Here is a 21,544-nt window from a genome sequence, read left to right as displayed (position 1 = left end):
GGGGTCGCGGGCTGGGCGCCGGGCGGGGTCGCGGGCTGGGCGCCGGGCGGCGCGGTCGGAGATTGTTCGGCGGGCGGCGCTCCGGGCGGGGCTCCGGGCGGGGTTCCGGGCGGCGCTTCGGGGGCCGGCTGCTGCCGAGCCGGAGGCTGAGCACCCGGCGCCTCGGCCGGGATTACGTGGATGACGGGCCTGATGTACAGCCGCGCGGTCTGGCCCAGGTTTCGGGCCTCGTTGCTGTCGTTGCCCGGCACCGTGATGATCAGGTTGTCGCCGTCGACGACGACTTCCGATCCGGACACACCCAGCCCGTTGACGCGGGCGCTGATGATCTGCTGGGCCTGGGCGAGCGATTCGCGGGTCGGGGGGGACCCGTCGGGCGTGCGTGCGGTCAGCGTCACGCGGGTGCCGCCCTGCAGGTCGATGCCGAGTTTCGGCTTGGCGTGCTTGTCTCCGGTCAGGAAAACCAGCAGGTAAGCGCCGATCACCAGGACCAGGAAGAGCGTCAGATAGCGGGCAGGGTGCACCGGGGCCGATGACGATGCCACGTTCCTTTTATCTCCTCGAGATCGGTTCGTCTTACACCGGCAGAGCGTACGTGCCGGCAGGCCGGGTTCAGTCCGTGGTCAGCCGTCCCGTTTCGTCGGTGGTGTCGGCGTCATTGGTGGCGTCTTCGTCGTCTTCGTGGGTTTCCGGCTCGATGCGATCGCGGATGGCCAGCTTCATCCAGGTCGTGACGACGCCCGGCGCGATCTCGAGGTCGACGGTGTCGTCGGCGATGCCGGTGATCGTCGCTTGAAGCCCGGACGTGGTGTGCACCCGGTCGCCGATCCGTAATGACTCGTGCAGGTCGATCGTGGCCTGCATGGCTTTCCTCTGGCGGCGCGACGCGAAATACATGAACGCGCCGAGGATGATCAGCAGCGGCAGGAAGACGAGCAGGTCCATGTCAGCAGGTGTCTTTCGTGTAGTTCAGCAGGTCAGGCCGCCGCGACGGTGGTGCGGGGCCTCGCAACTGACCAGTGTGCCACTTCGGGTTGGGCCGGCGAATGTTAGCTGGCCTTTGCAAGCGCTGAATGTTTCGACGTCCAGCTCCGAGGGCATCACATCGAAGAGGCATCGACGCAGAAGGTTGGTATCGGATGAGCATCGAGTCGAGACCGGGCGCGGATACATCGATCGGTGAGCTGATTGGTCAGCTGTCGTCGCAGACGTCGCGGTTAGTGCGCGATGAGATGCGGCTGGCGCAAAAGGAGTTCCAGGAATCGGCCCGGCATGCCGGCATCGGCGCCGGTGTGTTCAGCGTCGCCGGTTTGCTTGCGTTGTTCGGCCTGGCCACGCTTATCGCCGCCGCTGTCGCCGGCCTGTCGTTGGTACTGCCGGTCTGGGCGGCGGCGCTCATCGTCGGAGCGGTGCTGCTGGCGGGCGCGGGCGTGGCCGCGTTGGTCAGCAAGCGTCAGGTACAGCAGGCGACTCCGGCCGCACCCAAGACGGTCGAGAGCGTCAAGAAGGACATCGAAGAAATAAGGGATGCGCGCCATGACCGGACCTGACCCACTGCGGCCCGAGCCCGGGGCCGACGCCGGCATCGCCGATATCGAGGCCGACATCGATCGGACCCGAAACGAGCTCGGCCAGACCGTCGAGGCGTTGTCGGCGAGGCTCAACGTGAAGGAACGCGCCCGGGAGAAGGTCGCCGACACCAAGGCGAACATCGTCGAGCGGACCCGGGCGGTGCGACGCCAGCCCGCCGCGCCGGCGGCCGCGATCGCGGTCGTGCTGGCGGCGATCGTCGGCATCATCCTGTGGAACCGGCGCCGGTGAGCTGACGCGTTCGCCCGCGGTGCGAAATCCGTTGCGGTAACCCCCCGGACGCCAGCGATCTCGTCGACGGGCGCCGGGTTCTCGGTAGTATTTTTGCGTGAAAGACTAGGCTCTGCACGTGACCACCGTCGAGCAGAGCCGTCTTCTCGTCACCGAAATCCCCGGGCCTCGGTCGCGGGAACTGACCGATCGCAAAGCCGCCGCGGTGGCCCGCGGCGTCGGCACCACGATGCCGGTCTACGCGGCGCGCGCCGGCGGCGGCATCGTCGAAGACGTCGACGGCAACCGGCTGATCGACCTCGGCTCGGGCATCGCCGTCACGACGATCGGCAACGCCGCCCCGCGCGTCGTCGACGCGGTGCGCGAACAGGTCGGCAACTTCACCCACACCTGCTTCATGATCACGCCGTACGAGGGCTACGTCGCCGTCGCCGAACGACTCAACCGGCTGACCCCGGGCAGCGGTGACAAGCGTTCGGTGCTGTTCAATTCCGGTGCCGAGGCGGTGGAGAACTCGGTCAAAATCGCCCGCAGCTATACCCAAAAACAAGCGGTGGTCGCGTTCGACCACGCCTACCACGGCCGCACCAACCTCACGATGGCGTTGACCGCGAAGTCGATGCCGTACAAGCACGGCTTCGGTCCGTTCGCCCCGGAGATTTACCGAGCGCCGCTGTCGTATCCCTATCGCGACGGTGTGCTGAGCAAGGAGCTGGCCACCGATGGCGAACTCGCGGCGCGGCGTGCCATCGGCTACATCGAAAAGAGCGTCGGCGCAGACAATCTGGCCGCCATCGTCATCGAACCGGTTCAGGGCGAAGGTGGTTTCATCGTCCCGGCCGACGGATTCTTGCCCGCCCTGCTGGATTGGTCCCGCAGGAACAACGTGGTGTTCATCGCCGACGAGGTGCAGACCGGGTTCGCGCGCACCGGAAGGATGTTCGCCTGCGAGCACGAGGGCATCGAACCCGACCTGATCGTCACCGCCAAGGGCATCGCCGACGGCCTGCCGCTGTCGGCCGTCACCGGCCGCGCCGAGATCATGGACGCCCCGCACGTCAGCGGTCTCGGCGGCACCTACGGTGGCAATCCGCTCGCCTGCGCGGCGGCGCTCGCGACCTTCGAGACCATCGAGGCCGAAAACCTGGTCGCGCGGGCGGCTGAAATCGGGGAGTTGATGAAGGATCGGCTCGGCCGGCTGCAGGCCGAGGACGACCGCATCGGCGACGTGCGCGGCCGCGGCGCGATGATCGCGGTGGAGCTGGTTCGCCCCGGCACCGCCGACCCCGATCCCGCCCTGACCCGAGCACTGGCCGCCAAGGCGCACGCCGCAGGCGTCATCGTTTTGACTTGCGGCACTTACAACAACGTGCTGCGCTTCCTGCCGCCGTTGTCCATCAGCGACGAGTTGCTGGTCGAGGGCCTTGACGTGCTCGCGCTGATTCTCGCCGATCTGTGACGAATGGGAGCCGTTCGGCGCGTTCGGCGCAACGGGTCAGCGGTTTGCGGCCGTGGTGTCGCTGGCCGTGGTGTCGCTGGCCGTGGCGTCGCGACGGCGGAACAGGTCGCCAAGTCGCCGGCGCGGCCGTTGCTCTTCGGCCGCTGTTGCCGCTTCCGGTGCGGCGTGCCGGCTGGTCGCGGCCGCCGGTCCTGACGGCTGCACCGTCGTCGGCGTCTCATCGGCGAGGGGCGCTTGCGCCGGTGCCGGCTCGGCCGCGGCGACCGGCTGCTGCGCGTACTTGAGGTCGCGCACGGTGCGAACCGACAGGCGACCCAACGCCGTGGCTCCCAGGAACACGATCAACGCGCCCAAGCCGTAGAAGTACGCCAGCTCCAGCCACGCCCGCTTGATGTCGGTGGCCGCCACCGGATCGCCGGGACTGCCAATGCCTAGCGGTCCGGCAACCAGCGTGCCGATCACGAACCACGCACCCGCGATGACCGTCAGCCAGCCACCCAACATCGCGGTCGCGCGGTGACCAGAGCCGAGCAGAAGCAGCCCGCCAACCACGGTGGCGGCGCCGGGCAGCACCTCCAGCCACCCCCGTGCCGCGGTCCATGTCCATTCCTGGTCCGGCGTATACGCGAAGTCGAAATACGGACCGACGAATGGGATCAGGCCACCCCATACACCCAGCAGAATCAGCAGGAAACCACTTGCCGCGCCGCGGCTGCGCGGTATCCGCATCCTGCTGCCGCGGACCGGAACTCCAGAGTCCAAGTCGTTCATATCAGCCTCCTTAGGACTTTGGGGTAAGTACCCACGTCCCCGGCCGCCTAACCGCTTCGTACCGTGGCGCAGCCCGGGTCGCCCCGGGTAGACGGCCGGGTTAGTCGAATAGCCCGGGTTGCCCCAGTCCGCTGACGCCGCTGGGTGGTTGGACGCCCAGGTGCCTCCACCCTGAGGCCGTCGCGACCCGGCCTCGCGGCGTTCGGGCGATCATGCCGGCCCGCACCAGGAACGGCTCGCACACCTCTTCGACCGTCGTGGCCTCCTCGCCAACGGCCACCGCCAGCGTCGACACGCCGACCGGCCCGCCGCCGAAGCTGCGAATCAGCGCGGACAGCACCGCGCGGTCCAAGCGGTCAAGGCCGAGCTCGTCGACGTCGTAGACCTCCAGCGCCGCCTTCGCGACATCGCGGGTGATCACACCGTCGGCGCGCACCTCTGCGTAGTCACGCACCCGACGCAGCAGCCGGTTCGCGATGCGGGGCGTGCCGCGCGAGCGGCGAGCGATCTCGGCGCCCGCGTCGCTGCCGAGCTCGATGCCGAGGATGCCCGCCGAACGGGCCAGCACCTGCTCGAGCTCGGCCGGCTCGTAGAAGTCCATGTGCGCGGTGAAGCCGAACCGGTCGCGCAGGGGACCGGTCAGCGCCCCCGACCGGGTGGTGGCGCCGACGAGCGTGAACGGCGCGACCTCCAACGGAATCGACGTCGCCCCGGGGCCTTTGCCGACGATGACATCGACGCGGAAGTCCTCCATCGCGAGGTAGAGCATTTCCTCGGCCGGCCTTGCGATCCGGTGGATCTCGTCGATGAACAGCACGTCGTGCTCGACCAGGTTGGACAGCATGGCCGCCAGATCGCCCGCGCGTTCCAGCGCGGGCCCGGACGTCACCCGCAGCGACGAGCCCAACTCCGCGGCAATGATCATCGCCAGCGACGTCTTGCCCAGGCCCGGCGGCCCCGACAACAGGATGTGGTCCGGTGTGCTGCGACGGTTCTTGGCGCCCTCGATCACCAACTGCAGTTGCTCGCGCACGCGCGGCTGTCCGATGAACTCATCGAGCGTCCGCGGCCGCAGGCCGGCGTCGATGTCGCCCTCGCCGACGGTCAGCGCCGCCGACACCTCGCGTTCGTCGAGCTCGTCGTCCGGGAAGCGGCTCACTTGGTCTTCCCCAGCAGCGACAATGCGGCGCGGAGCGCACTCTGGGTCGTGGCGCCGTCCTCGCCGGCGAGCACCCTTTCGGTCGCCTCCTCCGCCTGCTTGGCCGCAAAGCCAAGCCCGACAAGGGCTTCCACGACCGGTCCACGCACGGCATGGCCGTTGGTGGCCGGTGCGCCCGCCGCGACCGACACCGGTCCCACCTTGTCGCGCAGCTCCAACACCATCCGCTCGGCACCCCGCTTGCCGATTCCGGGAACCCGGGTCAGCGCGGTGACGTCGCCGTCGGCGAGTGCCTGGCGCAGCGCGGGCGCCTCATGCACCGCGAGCGTTGCCATCGCGATGCGCGGACCCACGCCCGACACCGACAACAAGGTCAGGAAAAGGTCGCGGGCATCGGAGTCGGCGAAGCCGTACAGCGTCATCGAGTCCTCACGCACGATCATCGCGGTGACCAGCCTGGCCTCGGTGCCGCGGCGCAGCGTCGACAGCGTCGACGGCGTCGCGTTGACCCGGTACCCGACGCCGGCCGCCTCGATGACCACGTGGTCGAGCGCGACCTCGAGGACCTCGCCCCGCAGGGATGCGATCATCGTGCCGCTTTCAGTTTTGCCGCGAACTTGCGGCGTTGTTCGGTGGCCAGCGCCTCGGCCTCGGCGAGCCGGGCAAGCATCGGGGCGCGCCAGCAGTGGCAGATGGCTAAGGCTAGCGCGTCGGCCGCGTCGGCCGGTGTCGGTTTGGCTTGCAGCGCAAGGATCTTCGTAACCATCGCGGTGACTTGAGCTTTTCCGGCGCCACCGCTGCCGGTGACCGCCGCCTTGACCTCACTGGGGGTGTGGAAGTGCACGTCGATGTTGCGGCGGGCGGCGGCCAGCGCGATCACTCCCCCGGCCTGCGCGGTGCCCATCACCGTCGACACGTTCTGCTGGGAGAACACTCGCTCGATCGCGATCACGTCCGGCCGGTGGGTGTCCATCCAGTGCTCGACGGCATCGCTGATGGCCAGCAGCCGCCGCTGCAGCGCCATGCCGGTCGGTGTGCGGACCACGTCGACGTCGAGCGCAACAACCCGACGGCCGCCGTCGCTTTCGATGACCGACAACCCGCAGCGCGTCAGTCCTGGGTCGACTCCCATTACCCGCACCCGTGCCGCCTTCCCACGAACGATTGTTCGATTACGGTAACCGCCCGCGCCGACACCATGCGGTAGCGACACGTCCGCGTGAGATTGCTCTCACAGGCGATTCTCAGCTGATTAGTTGGACTAACATTAGTTGTCCTAACGTTGAATCGCGTGGACGCCGACGAGAGCGTCGTGCTACTTAATCATTGACGGAGGACACTTGATGTCGACTGACCCGCGTGAAGAGCGGCTCGAGCGCCGCATTGCCGAGTTGTATGCCACCGATCACCAGTTCGCCGCGGCCCGGCCCGATCAGGCGGTGACCGCGGCGGCCAGCCGGCCGGGGCTGCGGCTGGCGGAGATCGTCCGGACCGTCCTGCACGGCTACGCGGAGCGGCCGGCGCTCGGCCAGCGCGCCGTTGAATTCATCAAGGACCCGAAGACCGGGCGCACGGCACTGGAGCTGCTGCCCCGATTCGAGACGATCACCTATCGCGAGTTGTGGGACCGGGTGGACGCGCTGGCCAGGGCGCTGGCGAACGATCCGGTGCGGCCCGGGGACCGGGTCTGCGTGCTTGGTTTCACCAGTGTCGACTACACCACCATCGACGTGGCCTTGACCCAGATCGGGGCGGTGTCGGTGCCGCTGCAGACCAGCGCGCCGGTGAGCCAGTTGCTGCCCATCGTCGCCGAGACCGAACCGACCGTGATCGCGTCGAGCATCGACTCTCTCGAGGACGCCGTCGAGTTGCTAACCGCAAGCGCGCCGTCACGGCTGGTGGTGTTCGACTACCGGCCCGAAGTCGACGACCAACGCGCAAGGTTCCAAGGCGCCGGTGCCCGGTTGGCCGAAGCGGGCAGCCCGGTGATCGTGGAGGCGCTGGCCGACGTGGTCGAACGCGGCAGGGCGCTGGCACCCGCGCCGGCCGTGGTTGCCGTCGAGGACGACCCGCTGGCCTTGCTGATCTACACCTCCGGCAGCACGGGCACACCGAAGGGCGCGATGTACCCGGAGAGCAACGTCGCGAGAATATGGCGCGGCTCGCAGTTCAGGTTGCACGAACAGCAAAACACGTTGCCGTCGATCACGCTCAGCTTCATGCCGATGAGCCACGTCATGGGCCGGGGCATCCTCTACGGGACGCTGGCCACCGGCGGCACCGCGTATTTCGCTGCCAAGAGCGATCTGTCGACCTTCCTGGACGACCTCGCCCTGGTCCGGCCAACGCAGCTGAACTTCGTGCCGCGGATCTGGGAGATGCTTTTCCAAGAGTTCCAGAGCGAGGTGGACCGGCGCTTGTCGGACGGTGCCAGCCGCGCCGAGGTTGAAGCCGACGTGCTGGCCGAGCAGCGCAAGCACCTGCTCGGCGGCCGGTTCACGATGGCGATGACGGGCTCGGCACCGATCTCGCCGGAAATAAAGACGTGGGTCGAGTCCTTCGTAGACATGCACCTGCTCGAGGGCTACGGCTCGACCGAAGCCGGAATGGTCTTCCTCGACGGCCGGATTCAACGGCCACCGGTTATCGAGTACATGCTGGCCGACGTCCCCGAACTGGGCTACTTCCGCACCGACCGGCCCCACCCAAGAGGCGAGCTGCTGGTCAAGACGGAACAAATGTTTCCCGGCTATTACCGGCGGCCGGAGGTCACCGCCGAGGTGTTCGACGAGCACGGCTACTACCACACCGGCGACGTCGTGGCCGAGGTCGGCCCGGATCAGGTCGTGTATCTCGACCGGCGCAACAACGTGGTCAAGCTCGCGCAGGGCGAGTTCGTCGCCGTGTCCAAGCTGGAGGCGCTGTTCGGCGGTAGCCCGCTGGTGCGCCAGATCTACGTCTACGGCAATAGCGCGCGCTCCTACCTACTGGCCGTGGTGGTGCCGACGGAAGATGCGCTGTCGCGTCACGACGCGGAATCGCTTAAGCCGGTCATCAGTCAGTCGCTGCAGGAGGTCGCCAAGGCGGCCGGTCTGCAGTCGTATGAGATCCCGCGCGACTTCATCATCGAGACAACCCCTTTCACGCTCGAGAACGGCTTGCTCACCGGTATCCGGAAGTTGGCGCGACCGAAACTCAAGCAACACTACGGCGATCGTCTGGAGCGGCTCTACGCCGAGCTGGCCGAGGGTCAGGCCGACGAGCTGCGGGCGCTGCGCCAAAGCGGTGCCGAGCGGCCGGTTTTCGAGACGATCAGTCGCGCCGCCGGTGCGCTGCTCGGTTCGGCGGCCAGCGACCTGCGGCCCGACGCGCACTTCACCGATCTCGGTGGAGATTCGTTGTCGGCGTTGACATTTGCCAACCTGTTACGCGAGATCTTCGACATCGACGTGCCGGTGGGCGTGATCGTGAGCCCGGCCACCGACCTGCAGGCGTTGGCCGACTACATCGAGGCCGAGCGCAGGCCGGGATCGAAGCGGCCGACGTTCGCAACGGTGCACGGCCGTGACGCCACCGAGGTGTGCGCCAGCGACCTCACACTCGACAAGTTCATCGACGCGCAGACGCTGGCCGCCACCCCGACGCTGCCCGGCCCCAGCGCCGAAACCCGAACCGTTCTGCTGACGGGTGCCACCGGATTCCTCGGGCGATACCTGGCCCTGGAGTGGCTGGAGCGAATGTCGCTGGTCGACGGAAAGCTGATCTGCCTAGTGCGCGCCAAGGACGACGCGGGCGCACGTGAACGGCTGGACAAGACGTTCGACAGCGGCGACCCGGAGCTGCTGCGGCACTACCGGGAACTGGCCGCCGACCATCTCGAGGTGCTCGCCGGTGACAAGGGCGAACCCAATCTCGGGCTGGATCAACAGACTTGGCAGCGGCTGGCCGACACCGTCGACCTGATCGTCGACCCCGCCGCGTTGGTCAACCACGTGCTGCCCTACAGCGAGCTGTTCGGCCCCAACGCGCTGGGCACCGCCGAGCTGATCCGGATCGCGCTGACCACGAGGCTGAAGCCGGTCAGCTACGTGTCGACGATGGGTGTCGGTGATCAGATCGAGCCGTCGAAGTTCGTCGAGGACGCCGACATCCGGGTGATCAGCCCGGTGCGCAAGATCGACGACAGCTACGCCAACGGCTACGGCAACAGCAAGTGGGCCGGCGAGGTGCTGCTGCGCGAGGCAAACGACCTGTGTGGCCTGCCGGTCGCGGTGTTCCGTTGCGACATGATCCTCGCCGACGCCAAATACCGGGGCCAGCTAAACCTGCCGGACATGTTCACCCGGTTGATGTTGAGCCTGGTGGCCACCGGCATCGCTCCCGGCTCGTTCTATGAACTCGATGCGGACGGCAACCGGCAGCGAGCCCATTATGACGGCCTGCCAGTCAATTTCATCGCCGAGGCAATCGCTACGCTCGGCGAACGTGTGGTCGACGGCTTCGAGACCTACCACGTGATGAACCCCTACGACGACGGCATCGGGCTCGACGAGTACGTGGACTGGCTGATCGACGCCGGATATCCGATCCAGCGGGTCGGGGACTACGGGCAGTGGCTGGGCCGATTCGAGACCGCGATACGCGCCCTGCCGGACAAGCAGCGCCAGGCGTCATTGTTGCCGCTGTTGCACAACTATCAGCGGCCGGCAAAGCCGATCAACGGGTCCTTCGCCCCGGCCGAGCGGTTCCGCGCCGCGGTGCAGGAGGCGAAAGTCGGCCAGGACAAGGACATTCCACACGTGACGCCGGCGGTCATCGTCAAGTACGTGACCGACCTGCAGTTGCTCGGGCTGCTGTGACACGTGTGCGCAGGTCAGCGGCGGGGTGCTGATCGTGCCTGAGCACATCGGTGGCGCCACTTCGGTGGCGGCCATCGCTAGGTCGGCGTGAGCGCTAGGTCGGCGTGAGCGCTCGGTCGGCGTGAGCGCTCAGTCGTCCGAGGCGTCGATCTGGGCGAGTATTTCGTCCGGGATGTCGGCGTTGGTCCAGACGTCTTGGACGTCATCGCTGTCTTCGAGCGCATCGACCAGCTTCATGACCTTGCGCGCGCCCTCCGCGTCGAGCGGGACAGTGACCGACGGCTGGAAGCCTGCCTCGGCCGCGTCGTAGTCGATGCCCGCGTCCTGCAGCGCGGTGCGCACCGCGACCAAATCCGAAGGTTCGCAGATAATCTCGAATGAGTCACCGAGGTCGGTGACATCCTCGGCGCCGGCGTCGAGCACGGCGGTCAGCACGTCGTCCTCGGTCAGGCTGTCCTTGTCCAGGGTCACGATGCCCTTGCGGGAGAACAGATACGCCACCGAACCTGGATCGGCCATGTTGCCGCCGTTGCGGGTCATCGCGACGCGCACCTCACCGGCGGCGCGGTTGCGGTTGTCGGTCAGGCATTCGATCAGCACCGCCACGCCGTTGGGTCCGTAGCCCTCATATGTGATGGTCTGCCAGTCGGCGCCGCCGGCCTCCTCGCCCCCGCCGCGCTTGCGGGCCCGCTCGATGTTCTCGTTGGGCACCGAGTTCTTCTTGGCCTTCTGGATCGCGTCATACAGCGTCGGGTTGCCGGCCGGGTCGCCACCGCCGACGCGCGCGGCAACCTCGATGTTCTTGATGAGCCGGGCGAACATCTTCCCGCGGCGCGCGTCGACGACGGCCTTTTTGTGCTTGGTGGTGGCCCACTTGGAATGGCCGCTCATCTCCTGCTTCCTCTTTTCGTTCTCTTTTATCTGCTCGACGAGTTTACGTGGGCGGGCGGCTGGATCCGGCGGGCGACGATGTTGGCGGCCGGCTACGCCCGGCCGGCGACGATGTCGACGAACATCCGGTGGACGCGGCGATCGCCGGTCATCTCGGGATGAAAGGCCGTCGCCAGCATCGAGCCCTGGCGGACCGCCACCATGTGACCCGCGGCGCGGGCCAGCACCTGCACGCCCGCGCCGACCCGCTCGACCCACGGCGCGCGGATGAACACCGCATGCATCGGGGTGTCGAGCCCGTCGAACGGGATGTCGCCCTCGAACGAGTCGACCTGACGCCCGAATGCGTTGCGCCGCACCGTCATGTCGATGCCCTTCAGCGGCACCGCTTCGCGGCCCGCCGCGCCGGCGTCGATGATCTCGGTCGCCAGCAGGATCATGCCCGCACACGAGCCGTACACCGGCAGGCCCTCGGACACCCGCGCCCGCAGCGGCTCCAGCAACTCGAACTCCTTCAACAAGTGGCTCATCGTCGTTGATTCCCCGCCCGGGATGATCAACGCGTCGACGGCGTCCAGCTCGCCGCGGCGGCGCACCGTCGACGGCTGGGCCCCGGCTTCGTGCAGCGCCGCGATGTGCTCGCGGGTGTCACCCTGCAGTGCGAGCACGCCGACTCGCGGCGCGCTCATCTGGTCTCCGTCGCCGGGGATTTCCAGTCGCGCGGGAAGCGGGTCAGGCCCTCCTGCACCACCGCCGCGGCCATCCGCCCGTTGCGGTCGAAGATTTTGCCCTGAGTCAGGGCCCGGCCGCCGCACGCCGACGGTGACGATTGGTCGTAGAGCAGCCATTCGTCGGCCCGAAACGACCTCATGAACCACATCGCATGGTCCAGCGATGCCACCTGCAGATGCTTGCGCTCCTCGGGGTGGAGCACCTGCGCCGATCCGAGCAACGTGAGATCGCTCATGTAGGCCAGCGCGCAGATGTGCAGCACCGGGTCGTCGGGCAGCTGGTCGCGATGGCGGAACCACACCTGCTGCCGGGATGGGGAACCCGGACGCGGCTTGAGCCGATCGCGCGGCACTATACGCAGATCCCACTCCTCGAATTGCCGGAAGCCTTCGCTATCGATGTAGTGGGTCGACCGCACCTCGACGAGCTCCTCGGGCTCGGGCGCATCGGGCATATCCTCTTGGTGCTCAATGCCCTGCTGCTCGACCTGAAAAGACGCCGACATCGAGAAGATGGTTTCGCCGTGCTGGATGGCGTTGACCCGTCGCGTGCAGAAGGAACCGCCCTCACGCAACCGCTCGACCAGAAAGATGGTGGGCGCCTCGGGGTTTCCCGGTCGCAGGAAATACCCGTGCAGCGAGTGCACGTGAAAGCGGTCCTCCACGGTGCGCACCGCCGAAACCAGCGACTGGCCCGCGACATGGCCGCCGAACGTGCGGTTGCGTACTCCCGGCCCCACCCGGGCGATGCTGCCCCGAAAGATGTTGATCTCGAGCCGCTCGAGATTAAGGATCTCCTCGATTGCCACTAGAGATGTTTACCAGCCCTTACCAGCCGCGCTCGGCGAGCCGGTGCGGGGTGGCGATGTCCTCCACGTTGATGCCCACCATCGGCTCGCCCAACCCACGCGACACCCTCGCGAGCACGTCGGGATCGTCGTAGAACGTGGTGGCCTTGACGATCGCGGCGGCGCGCTGCGCCGGGTCGCCGGACTTGAAGATGCCGGAGCCGACGAACACGCCCTCGGCGCCCAGCTGCATCATCATCGCGGCGTCGGCCGGTGTCGCGATGCCGCCCGCGGTGAACAGCGTCACCGGCAGCTTGCCGGCCCGCGCCACCTCGACGACCAGATCGTAGGGTGCCTGCAGTTCCTTGGCGGCGACGAAGAGCTCGTCATCGGACAGCGACGTGAGGCGGCGGATTTCGCCGCCGATCGCCCGCATGTGGGTGGTCGCGTTCGACACGTCGCCGGTGCCGGCTTCGCCCTTGGAGCGGATCATCGCCGCGCCCTCGGTGATACGGCGCAGCGCCTCACCGAGATTCGTGGCGCCGCACACGAACGGCACGGTGAACTTCCACTTGTCGATGTGGTGGGTGTAGTCGGCCGGAGTGAGCACCTCGGATTCGTCGATGTAGTCCACGCCGAGGCTCTGCAGGATCTGCGCCTCAACGAAATGGCCGATGCGGGCCTTGGCCATGACCGGGATGGTGACCCCGGAGATGATGCCCTCGATCAAGTCGGGGTCGCTCATCCGCGCCACGCCGCCCTGCGCGCGGATGTCGGCGGGCACCCGCTCCAGCGCCATCACCGCGACGGCCCCCGCGCCCTCGGCGATTTTGGCCTGCTCGGGCGTGACGACGTCCATGATCACGCCGCCCTTGAGCATCTCGGCCATGCCGCGCTTGACCCGCGCCGTACCGGTTTGAGCCGCGCTGTCCACCGCTGTCTCTCCTGTCAGCACTCCCCCATTACCTGGCCAGTCTAGTGGCCGGGCACCAGCGGTTTTTCCGGTGTGGAGGGTGGCGGGCGGTCGAGTGTGAAGTGAGGGATTTCAGAGTGCGTGCAGGGCGACGACACGCCGCGGGGTTGCGCCGTGGGCTCACAGTCGAGTGCGTGGGATCACACTCGAGTGCGTGGGCTCACACTCGAGGTGTGGGCTTGGCACATCGCGGCGGGACCTGGTCAAAGCGCGGCTATCGGATTGGTTGCGGCTCGCGTCGCTCGGTGGCGTCTTGGGTGGCGTCGGCCAGCGCGTTGGCGTCGGCGAGCAGCTCGGCGAGCTGCAGCGGGTACACCGCCTCCCCGGATGCGACCAGCGCCTCGATATCCTGTGCGTCGCACCAGCGGTGGCCGTGGATGTAGCGTCGCTCCAGCGGGGTGTGGCCGTCGGTGGACGGTGCGAACCGCCGAGTGCGGTGCACGAAGAACAGCTCGTGGCTGCGGATGACCGCGTTGTTGAAGTCGATGATCGCGTCGCGCCGCCACACCGGCCCGAACATCGCGTCGGCGTCGGCCCGCAGACCCGTCTCCTCATACAGCTCGCGCGCGGCGGCCTGGGCCAGCGTCTCGCCCGGCTGCGCCTGCCCGCCGACGGTGAACCACCACCGCGGCGCGCTGCCATCGGCGACCGCGGGGTCGGATCCGCAGAACAGCAGCACCTTGCCCTCCTCGTCGAGCAGCACGATCCGCGCCGACGTGCGCACGTCGACGACCCCCGAATCGGCCGCAGGCGCCGACTCGCCCCGCTCGGTGATCTCGAAATATGTTGGTAACGCCGCGGTTCCGCCGAGCCGCAGCCAGCGCACCGCGGGCCGCTCGCGCAACGTCAGCGTGTCGCGCACCGCATCGTTGTGAAACCGGCGGGCCAACAGCACCCGCGCCTCGGCATCGGCGAGTTCGGCAATCAGCGCGGGCCGCAGCGCCGACGTGTCCACGGTCGCCAGCGCGGCCGACAGCTCGTTCTCCGCGGTCTCGCGGGCGGCGCGGGGCGCCCGCTCGGCGGCATCGGCCAGCGCCACCAGGCGCTTGCACTCGGGGGTTTCGCCGTAGGCGTCGGCGGCCACCGCCCGGGCCACCACGGCGCGGCGGGCCAGCGCCCCGTCCAGCGCCTGCCAGGAAAGGTCGTAGCGCACGTGCAACCGGTCCAGCCGCGTCGCGGTCTGGTAGGCCCAGGCCAAGACCGCGACGATCACGACGATCAGCGCCGCGACGGCGATCGCGGCCCACGTCACCATCAGCTGGCCACCTGAACCTTCGAACCCGCCGCCGCGACCGTCTCGTAGACCCGCATGATCTGCTGCGCGACCACCGACCAGTCGTAGCGGCGCACCGCCGCGGTGGCCGCCTTGACGTAGCGAGCCCGCAGCGTGTCGTCGTCGAGCACGACGATGATGGCCCGGGCCAGCGCGTCGGCGTCGTCGACCGGTACCAGACAGCCCGCCTCGCCGTCACGCAGCACACGGCGGAACGCGTCGAGGTCGCTGGCCACCACCGGGGTGCCGGCGGCCATCGCCTCGACCAGCACGATGCCGAAGCTCTCCCCGCCGATGTGGGGCGCGCAGTACACGTCGGCGCTGCGCATCGCCGACGCCTTGGTCTGCTCGTCGACCTGCCCGAGGAAGCGCAGGTGAGTGGCGAGCGGTCCGGCCTGCTCGCGCAGTTCGTCGCTGTCGCCGCGCCCGACGATCAGCACGTCGAGCTCGGGGAACCGCTCGACCAGCCTGGGCAGCGCCCTCAGCAGCACGGCCATGCCCTTGCGGGGTTCGTCGAACCGGCCTAAAAACAGCACGGTCTTACCGGGCCGCGGATAGCCGTCGAGCGGCGGCGCGTCGGCGAACGACTTCACGTCAACGCCGTTGGGAATTTCCACCGCGTCGGAGCCCAGTGCCTCCATCTGCCAGCGCCGGGCCAGATCCGACACCGCGATCCGACCGATGATCTTCTCGTGCCAGGGGCGCAGTATGCCCTGAAACACGCTGAGCGTCAACGACTTTGTGGTCGACGTGTGAAAGGTCGCCACAATCGGACCCGCCGCGATCATCAGCGCCAGCATCGACAGGCTCGGCGCGTTGGGCTCGTGCACATGCAGGACGTCAAAGTCGCCCTCGACCAGCCAGCGCTTGACCTTGCGGTGGGTGGCCGGGCCGAACCTGAGCCGCGCCACCGAGCCGTTGTATGGAATCGGCACGGCCTTGCCACCGGAGACCACGTAGTCGGGCAGCTTCACATGGGGCGACGACGGCGCCAGCACGCTGACGTCGTGATGGCGCGCGCGCATCACCGCGGCCAGCTGCAGCACGTGTGACTGGACGCCGCCGGGCACGTCAAACGAATACGGGCACACCATCCCGATTCGCATCAGGCGTTCTCCTCCAGGCTGGCGCGGCGCTCGGCGGATAGATCAGCCAACCACTGCGGCTGCAGCATGTGCCAGTCGGCGGGATGTTCGGCGATCTTCGCGGTGAAGTGGTCGGCCAGCGTCTGGGTGATCGCGCCGACGTCGCCGGAGCTGACGTCCAGCGGCGGGTATATGGCACAGCCCCACCCGCTGCCCTCGTACCAGCAGTACGCGGGCAGCAGCGCGGCACCGGTCTCGATCGCCAGTCGCGCGGGTCCGGCCGGCATGCGGGTGGGTTCCCCGAAAAAGTCGACCTGAACACCGTTGCGGGTGAGATCACGCTCGGCCATCAGACACACCACCCGGTTCGCGCGCAGCCGCTCTACGAGCACCTCATACGGCGCCCGCTCGCCACCGGACAGTGGCAGCACCTCGAAGCCGAGGCCTTCCCGGTACTCGATGAATCGCCGGTACAGCGATTCGGGCTTCAGCCGTTCGGCGACGGTGGTGAAGGTGCCGTAGTTCTGCGCGAGCCACACTCCGGCCATGTCCCAGTTGCCGCTGTGCGGCAACGCCGTTATGACGCCGCGACCGGCGGCGAGACCGGCGTCCAGGTTTTCGCCGTTGATCACGAGCTCGCGGCCCAGCCTCGCGAGGTCCATGGAGGGCAGCCGGAACGCCTCACGCCAGTACCGCGCATAGGAGGCCAGCGACGCGCGGATCAGCGAGCCGGGCACCTCGGCCGGGGGCACGCCCACGACGCGGGCAAGGTTCTTGCGAAGCTGCTCGGGGCCACCGCCCAGCGCGGCGTAGAACGCGCCGGCGTCAAAAGCGCTGCGCGCCATGGAGTCGGGCATGGCCCGCACCAGCCGCCAGCCTGCGGCGTAGCCCCAATCCTTGACGTGTTCGCCCACCACGTTGCGCCCGACACGCGGAATCCACGGTCCCACCGGCGGTTTGAACATCCGCGCATCGCTGCGCTCGCCCCCGCCGGCGGGAGGTACCCCCACGCCGCGGGCGATCACGTTTCGCTCGTTTCCGGCTTGTGCAGCTCGTCCATCGCTCCAGGTGAACTGCGCACGGTGTGCAATCGCTGCGCGAACGTGATCAGGCTGGCCACGGCCAGCACCCACATCGCAATGTGCAGCGCCCACGGCAGCGGGAAGAACGGCAGATCCGACAGCCCCGCACCGCCGAGGACGATGGTCAGCCGCTCGGGCCGTTCGATGATTCCGCCGCCGCCGTTCAGCCCGCTCGCCTCGGCGCGGGCCTTGATGTACGAGATCAGCTGCGAGGTCACCAGACAGATCAGCGTGGCCACGACGAGCGGGTAGTTCTTCAGGCCGAAGGCCGCCCACCACAACAGGCCGGCGAACACCGCGCCGTCACCGATGCGATCACACGTCGCATCGAGCACGGCGCCGAATCTGGTTCCGCCGCCGCTGACACGCGCCATCGCGCCGTCGAGCATGTCAGCCAGCACAAAGAACGAAACCACCACGCTGCCCCAGAACAGCTGGCCGATCGGATACAGCGTCAGCGCGCCGATCACCGACGCCGCGGTGCCGATGATGGTGACGCTGTCCGGGGTGAACCCCGCCCGCAGGAACGCTCGGGCCACCGGCGTACTGAGCTTCACGTACGCCGCGCGCGTCATCAGATAGAAGTTGCTCACGGCTGCTTCGCCCACTCCTTCGCCAGCAGCTCGCGGGTATCGCGCAACAGCTGCGGAATGATTTTCGCGCCGCCGATGATCGTGATGAAGTTCGCGTCGCCACCCCACCGCGGCACCACATGCATGTGCAGGTGTTCGGCCAGGGAACCGCCTGCGGACGTGCCCAGGTTCAGGCCCACGTTGAAGCCGTGCGGATGTGAGACGGCCTTGATCACGCGGATCGACTTCTGGGTGTAGGCCATCAGCTCGGCGCTTTCCGCGTCGGTGAGGTCCTCCAGCTCGGCGACCCGCCGGTACGGCACCACCATCAAGTGCCCGGGGTTGTACGGGTACAGGTTGAGCACCACATACACCAGCTCACCGCGGCTCACGACCAGGCCGTCCTCGTCCGGCAGCGTCGGGATGTCGGTGAAGGGCGCCGCTTCTGGCGACGACGCATCGCGGCGAAGCGGCGCCTCGGCGATGTAACTCATCCGGTATGGCGTCCACAGCCGCTGAAGATGGTCTTCCTCGCCGACACCGCGGTCGATGATGGTGCGTTCGTCATCGCTTGCAGGATCGGTCACTTCACGCTCAGCTTCATCAGATCGGCTGTCGGCGACGTGTTTTCGCGGCAGGCGATCCACTTCACTATCGCATCCACCGCCTCGCCGCGGGGAACGCCGTTGAGCTGGCTGCGGTCGCGGAAGCGGAAGCTCACCGCGTCCGCTTCGACGTCGCGGTCGCCGGCAAGCAGCAGGAATGGGACCTTCTGGTTGGTGTGGGTGACGATTTTCTTGGCCATGCGGTCGTCGCCGGTATCGACCTCGGCGCGGATGCCGAGTGACTTCAGTTGAACCGCAACGGCTTCCAGGTACGGTACGTGTTCGTCGGCGATGGGAATACCGACTACCTGCACCGGTGACAGCCATGCCGGAAACGCGCCGGCGTAGTGCTCGGTCAGGATGCCGAAGAACCGCTCGATCGACCCGAACAACGCCCGATGGATCATCACCGGCCGCTTGCGGGTGCCGTCGGCGGCGGTGTACTCGAGCTCGAACCGCTCGGGGAAGTTGAAATCAAGCTGGATAGTGGACATCTGCCAGGTGCGGCCGAGCGCATCCTTGGCCTGCACCGAGATCTTCGGGCCGTAGAACGCCGCGCCGCCCGGGTCGGGCACCAGCTGCAGGCCGGACGCGGCGCCCACCTCGGCGAGGGTGTCGGTGGCTTCTTCCCACGCCTGCGCGGAGCCGACGAACTTGTCGGGATCCTTGGTGGACAGCTCCAGATAAAAGTCCTCGAGGCCGTAGTCGCCGAGCAGATCAAGCACGAACCGCAGCAGCGACGTCAGCTCGTCGCGCATCTGATCGCGGGTGCAGAAGATGTGCGAGTCGTCCATCGTGAAGCCGCGCGCCCGGGTCAACCCGTGCACCACGCCTGACTTCTCGTAGCGGTAGACGGTGCCGAACTCGAAGAGCCGCAACGGAAGTTCGCGATACGACCGGCCACGGGCCCGGAAGATCAGGCAGTGCATGGGGCAGTTCATCGGCTTCAGGTAGTAGTCCTGCCCGGGCTTGCGCACGCTGCCGTCGTCGTTGAATTCGGCGTCGACGTGCATCGGCGGGAACATGCCGTCGGCGTACCAGTCCAGATGTCCCGAGGTGTGGAACAACCCCTCCTTGGTGATGTGCGGGGTATTGACGAACTGGTAGCCGGCCTCGATGTGCTTGGCCCGTGAGTACTGCTCCATCTCGGTGCGCACGATGCCACCCTTGGGGTGGAACACCGCTAAGCCCGAACCGATCTCGTCGGGAAAGCTGAACAGGTCCAGCTCGGCGCCCAACTTGCGGTGGTCGCGGCGCTGGGCTTCCTCGATCAGTTCCAGGTGCCGCTCGAGCGCCTCCTGCGATTCCCATGCGGTGCCGTAGATGCGCTGCAGACTCGCATTGTCCTGGTTGCCGCGCCAGTAGGCGGCCGAACTGCGGGTCAGCTTGAATGCCGGGATGTACTTGGTGGTCGGGATGTGTGGGCCCCGGCACAGGTCACCCCATTCGCGTTCGCGCGTGCGGGGATTCAGATTGTCGTAGGCGGTCAGCTCGTCGCCGCCGACCTCCATGATTTCGGCGCCGCCGGACTTGTCGTCGACGAGTTCGAGCTTGTAGGGCTCGTTGGCCAGCTCGGCGCGAGCCTGCTCCTTGGACTCGTACACGCGCCGGGAGAACAGCTGGCCCTCCTTGACGATCTGGCGCATCTTCTTCTCCAGCGCCTCAAGATCTTCGGGTGTGAACGGTTCGGCCACGTCGAAGTCGTAGTAGAAGCCGTCGGTGATTGGCGGCCCGATGCCGAGCTTGGCCTCGGGAAACAAGTCCTGCACGGCCTGCGCCAGCACGTGGGCAGTCGAGTGCCGGATCACGCTGCGGCCGTCCTCGGTGTCGGCGGCGACCGGGGTCACCTCTTCGTCGGTGTCGGGCGCCCAGCCCAGGTCGCGCAGCTTGCCCGCGGCGTCACGGACAACCACGATCGCGCCCGGCTCGCCGCGGCCCGGCAGCCCCGCTTCGCGGACCGCGGCCGCGGCGGTGGTCCCCGCAGGCACCCTGACGGCGGCTGCGGTGACGGGGCTGGCGGCGGGGCTCATCGGCGGACTCTCCGGGTGGTTTGAGGGTATTTGTGATCGCGACCATGCTATCGGGGTGGCCGGTGAGGACCCCAGCCGATCGGGCTCTGCGGCCAGGCCCGTTACGGGATCGCGACGACCGCCACCCGGCGGCGCTTCATGGTTGGCCGGGGCGCAATCGGACGAAGAGCGCCTCCGCACCGGCCAGCACGGTGTCGCCGTCCAGCAGCCGACCCTCGACGAAGATTTTGCGTCCGTCGACTCGCTCGATGCCCGCGTCGATCCGAAGCTCCTTTTCAATGGGCGCGATCTTGCGGTAGTCGATGTGCAGGAATGCGGTGCGCTGGTAGAGACTTTTGGTCAGCTTCGACGCGGTGTAGCCCAGCACCGAGTCGAACAGCAGCCCCAGCGCCCCGCCGTGCACGGCGCCGTTGCGGCCGAGGTGATAGCGACGAAACCGCGCAACCCCGCGGATGCGGCCGTCGTCGGTCTTCTTCAACAGCGTCGGGACCTGCAGCACGTTGCCGCGATTGGGCAGGTCCAGGCGCCGCCCCGACGGCGACGCCCACTCGTCGGCCCAATAGGGCGCCAACAATTTGGACACGTCCTCGATCAATTCGGCGGCCTGGCTGATCACCTCGTCTGGTGCGTCGACCGCGCGGGCATGGTCCTGCAGGGTGCGCACGGCTTCCACGAAGCGGCCGTAGTCGGGTCCGCCGCGGCTGGTGGGTACCGGTGGGTTGAAGCCGCCTCCGCGGTGCGCGTCGCCGGGATGGTCCGGGGCGGATCCCCGGGTCGCTTCGCTGTTGCCCTCTATGGCCACCCGGTCACCGTATTGCCCTACACCTCAGCCGGCAGCACCGAGGCGCGACATCTCGTCGAACTCCTCGTCGGTCAGCTTGATCTGGGCGGCGGCGACGTTCTCTTCCAGGTGCGCGACGCTGGAGGTGCCCGGGATCGGCAGCATCACCGGCGAGCGCTTGAGCAGCCAGGCCAGCGCCAGTTGCGACGGGGTGGCGTGGTGCCCGGCGGCGATCCGCTGTAGCGGGCCGTCGGGCGCGGCGAGCGGTCCGGCCGCCAGCGGGAACCACGGAATGAAGCCGATGCCCTGCGCCTCGACGGCCGCGAGCAGCGGCTCGGCGGTGCGCACCTGCAGGTTGTACATGTTCTGCACCGACACAATGGTGCCGACCTTCTGGGCGGCCCCGAGCTGCGCGACGTCAACCTCCGACAGACCGATGTGGCGGATCTTGCCTTCCTGTTGCAGCGCGACGAGCTCGCCGACCTGGTCCTCAAGCGGGAACTTGCGGTCGATGCGGTGCAGCTGAAACAGGTCGATCGTGTCGACGCCGAGGCGGCGAAGGCTCATTTCGCACTCCTGGCGCAGATAGGCCGGGAAGCCGAGCTCGGGCCACTCGTCGGGGCCGGTGCGCACCAGGCCGGCCTTGGTGGCGATCACGAGGCCA

Annotated in this window: 21 protein-coding genes and 1 pseudogene; 4 read left to right on the top strand and 18 right to left on the bottom strand. The window is 67.9% G+C overall.

What is annotated here, in order from left to right; all coding sequences use genetic code 11:
- Positions 1 to 545: pseudogene (locus tag VE759_RS16760) on the bottom strand (protein translocase subunit SecD); the annotation flags it as partial.
- 67 nt (positions 546 to 612) lie between these two features.
- Positions 613 to 945 carry a preprotein translocase subunit YajC gene (gene yajC, locus VE759_RS16755; protein WP_324934448.1) on the bottom strand — a complete coding sequence of 111 codons (333 nt, stop codon included), beginning with the start codon at positions 943 to 945 and terminating at the stop codon, positions 613 to 615.
- A 194-nt stretch (positions 946 to 1,139) separates the two neighbouring features.
- On the opposite strand from yajC, the gene VE759_RS16750 reads away from it, so the two are divergent.
- From VE759_RS16750 to gabT, 3 genes are all read left to right on the top strand, one after another.
- On the top strand, positions 1,140 to 1,550 hold the full coding sequence (locus tag VE759_RS16750) for a phage holin family protein (protein ID WP_324934446.1): 411 nt from the start codon (positions 1,140 to 1,142) through the stop codon (positions 1,548 to 1,550).
- Positions 1,537 to 1,821: a DUF3618 domain-containing protein gene (locus tag VE759_RS16745; RefSeq protein ID WP_324934444.1), complete on the top strand. Its 285-nt coding sequence runs from the start codon at positions 1,537 to 1,539 to the stop codon at positions 1,819 to 1,821. Before VE759_RS16750 ends, VE759_RS16745 begins: the two co-directional genes overlap by 14 nt.
- Positions 1,822 to 1,939: 118 nt before the next feature.
- On the top strand, positions 1,940 to 3,280 hold the full coding sequence (gene gabT / locus VE759_RS16740) for a 4-aminobutyrate--2-oxoglutarate transaminase (RefSeq protein WP_324934442.1): 1,341 nt from the start codon (positions 1,940 to 1,942) through the stop codon (positions 3,278 to 3,280).
- 36 nt (positions 3,281 to 3,316) lie between these two features.
- Here gabT and VE759_RS16735 read toward each other — a convergent pair whose 3' ends face one another.
- The 4 genes from VE759_RS16735 to ruvC all read right to left on the bottom strand — a co-directional run bounded on the left by VE759_RS16735 (position 3,317) and on the right by ruvC (position 6,351).
- Positions 3,317 to 4,051 (bottom strand): hypothetical protein, encoded by a 735-nt coding sequence (locus VE759_RS16735; RefSeq protein WP_324934440.1) that lies wholly within the window; start codon positions 4,049 to 4,051, stop codon positions 3,317 to 3,319.
- A 100-nt stretch (positions 4,052 to 4,151) separates the two neighbouring features.
- Entirely contained in the window at positions 4,152 to 5,210 is a 1,059-nt protein-coding gene (gene ruvB / locus VE759_RS16730) for a Holliday junction branch migration DNA helicase RuvB (RefSeq protein WP_324934438.1), read from the bottom strand.
- The gene (ruvA, locus tag VE759_RS16725; protein ID WP_324934436.1) at positions 5,207 to 5,800 is read right to left on the bottom strand and encodes a Holliday junction branch migration protein RuvA; all 594 of its coding nucleotides are present in this window, start codon (positions 5,798 to 5,800) and stop codon (positions 5,207 to 5,209) included. The genes ruvB and ruvA overlap by 4 nt, the downstream gene beginning before the upstream one ends.
- On the bottom strand, positions 5,797 to 6,351 hold the full coding sequence (gene ruvC / locus VE759_RS16720; protein ID WP_324934434.1) for a crossover junction endodeoxyribonuclease RuvC: 555 nt from the start codon (positions 6,349 to 6,351) through the stop codon (positions 5,797 to 5,799). The genes ruvA and ruvC overlap by 4 nt, the downstream gene beginning before the upstream one ends.
- Positions 6,352 to 6,553: 202 nt before the next feature.
- Between ruvC and car the strand changes: the two genes are divergently transcribed.
- A complete protein-coding gene (car, locus tag VE759_RS16715; protein WP_324934432.1) occupies positions 6,554 to 10,069 on the top strand; it encodes a carboxylic acid reductase in 3,516 nt (1,171 codons plus the stop codon).
- Positions 10,070 to 10,198: 129 nt separating this feature from the next.
- Here car and VE759_RS16710 read toward each other — a convergent pair whose 3' ends face one another.
- From VE759_RS16710 to VE759_RS16655, 12 genes are all read right to left on the bottom strand, one after another.
- A complete protein-coding gene (locus VE759_RS16710; protein ID WP_324934430.1) occupies positions 10,199 to 10,960 on the bottom strand; it encodes a YebC/PmpR family DNA-binding transcriptional regulator in 762 nt (253 codons plus the stop codon).
- 92 nt (positions 10,961 to 11,052) lie between these two features.
- On the bottom strand, positions 11,053 to 11,649 hold the full coding sequence (pdxT, locus tag VE759_RS16705) for a pyridoxal 5'-phosphate synthase glutaminase subunit PdxT (protein WP_324934428.1): 597 nt from the start codon (positions 11,647 to 11,649) through the stop codon (positions 11,053 to 11,055).
- Positions 11,646 to 12,500 carry an acyl-CoA thioesterase II gene (gene tesB / locus VE759_RS16700; RefSeq protein ID WP_324934427.1) on the bottom strand — a complete coding sequence of 285 codons (855 nt, stop codon included), beginning with the start codon at positions 12,498 to 12,500 and terminating at the stop codon, positions 11,646 to 11,648. Before tesB ends, pdxT begins: the two co-directional genes overlap by 4 nt.
- A 19-nt stretch (positions 12,501 to 12,519) precedes the next feature.
- Positions 12,520 to 13,413, bottom strand: a complete 894-nt coding sequence (gene pdxS, locus VE759_RS16695; protein WP_324934426.1) for a pyridoxal 5'-phosphate synthase lyase subunit PdxS — start codon at positions 13,411 to 13,413, stop codon at positions 12,520 to 12,522.
- Positions 13,414 to 13,666: 253 nt separating this feature from the next.
- A complete protein-coding gene (locus VE759_RS16690; RefSeq protein ID WP_324934425.1) occupies positions 13,667 to 14,707 on the bottom strand; it encodes an NUDIX hydrolase in 1,041 nt (346 codons plus the stop codon).
- Positions 14,707 to 15,831, bottom strand: coding sequence for a glycosyltransferase family 4 protein (locus tag VE759_RS16685; protein WP_324934424.1), 1,125 nt, complete (start codon positions 15,829 to 15,831; stop codon positions 14,707 to 14,709). The genes VE759_RS16690 and VE759_RS16685 overlap by 1 nt, the downstream gene beginning before the upstream one ends.
- Positions 15,831 to 16,775 carry a phosphatidylinositol mannoside acyltransferase gene (locus tag VE759_RS16680; protein WP_414687940.1) on the bottom strand — a complete coding sequence of 315 codons (945 nt, stop codon included), beginning with the start codon at positions 16,773 to 16,775 and terminating at the stop codon, positions 15,831 to 15,833. Before VE759_RS16680 ends, VE759_RS16685 begins: the two co-directional genes overlap by 1 nt.
- 56 nt (positions 16,776 to 16,831) lie before the next feature.
- Complete coding sequence (pgsA, locus tag VE759_RS16675; protein ID WP_324934422.1) at positions 16,832 to 17,485, bottom strand: phosphatidylinositol phosphate synthase; 654 nt, start codon at positions 17,483 to 17,485, stop codon at positions 16,832 to 16,834.
- Positions 17,482 to 18,051 (bottom strand): HIT domain-containing protein, encoded by a 570-nt coding sequence (locus VE759_RS16670; protein ID WP_324934420.1) that lies wholly within the window; start codon positions 18,049 to 18,051, stop codon positions 17,482 to 17,484. The genes pgsA and VE759_RS16670 overlap by 4 nt, the downstream gene beginning before the upstream one ends.
- Positions 18,048 to 20,099 carry a threonine--tRNA ligase gene (gene thrS, locus VE759_RS16665; RefSeq protein WP_324934418.1) on the bottom strand — a complete coding sequence of 684 codons (2,052 nt, stop codon included), beginning with the start codon at positions 20,097 to 20,099 and terminating at the stop codon, positions 18,048 to 18,050. Before thrS ends, VE759_RS16670 begins: the two co-directional genes overlap by 4 nt.
- Before the next feature lie 136 nt (positions 20,100 to 20,235).
- Positions 20,236 to 20,895 carry a PaaI family thioesterase gene (locus VE759_RS16660; protein ID WP_414687939.1) on the bottom strand — a complete coding sequence of 220 codons (660 nt, stop codon included), beginning with the start codon at positions 20,893 to 20,895 and terminating at the stop codon, positions 20,236 to 20,238.
- 30 nt (positions 20,896 to 20,925) lie between these two features.
- On the bottom strand, positions 20,926 to 21,544 hold a 619-nt coding region (locus tag VE759_RS16655; protein WP_324934414.1), incomplete at its 5' end, for an aldo/keto reductase.

Source organism: Mycobacterium sp. (genome assembly GCF_035640695.1).
GTDB lineage: Bacteria > Actinomycetota > Actinomycetes > Mycobacteriales > Mycobacteriaceae > Mycobacterium.
This window is presented reverse-complemented; position numbering and strand designations above follow the sequence as displayed.

Coding starts and splice junctions, on each gene's coding strand:
- ruvA (WP_324934436.1), bottom strand. CDS start 5,800: ATGATCGCATCCCTGCGGGGCGAGGTCCTCGAGGTCGCGCTCGACCAC.
- car (WP_324934432.1), top strand. CDS start 6,554: ATGTCGACTGACCCGCGTGAAGAGCGGCTCGAGCGCCGCATTGCCGAG.
- VE759_RS16685 (WP_324934424.1), bottom strand. CDS start 15,831: ATGCGAATCGGGATGGTGTGCCCGTATTCGTTTGACGTGCCCGGCGGC.
- VE759_RS16745 (WP_324934444.1), top strand. CDS start 1,537: ATGACCGGACCTGACCCACTGCGGCCCGAGCCCGGGGCCGACGCCGGC.
- pdxT (WP_324934428.1), bottom strand. CDS start 11,649: ATGAGCGCGCCGCGAGTCGGCGTGCTCGCACTGCAGGGTGACACCCGC.
- VE759_RS16750 (WP_324934446.1), top strand. CDS start 1,140: ATGAGCATCGAGTCGAGACCGGGCGCGGATACATCGATCGGTGAGCTG.
- VE759_RS16735 (WP_324934440.1), bottom strand. CDS start 4,051: ATGAACGACTTGGACTCTGGAGTTCCGGTCCGCGGCAGCAGGATGCGG.
- VE759_RS16690 (WP_324934425.1), bottom strand. CDS start 14,707: ATGGTGACGTGGGCCGCGATCGCCGTCGCGGCGCTGATCGTCGTGATC.
- VE759_RS16710 (WP_324934430.1), bottom strand. CDS start 10,960: ATGAGCGGCCATTCCAAGTGGGCCACCACCAAGCACAAAAAGGCCGTC.
- thrS (WP_324934418.1), bottom strand. CDS start 20,099: ATGAGCCCCGCCGCCAGCCCCGTCACCGCAGCCGCCGTCAGGGTGCCT.
- VE759_RS16680 (WP_414687940.1), bottom strand. CDS start 16,775: ATGTTCAAACCGCCGGTGGGACCGTGGATTCCGCGTGTCGGGCGCAAC.
- yajC (WP_324934448.1), bottom strand. CDS start 945: ATGGACCTGCTCGTCTTCCTGCCGCTGCTGATCATCCTCGGCGCGTTC.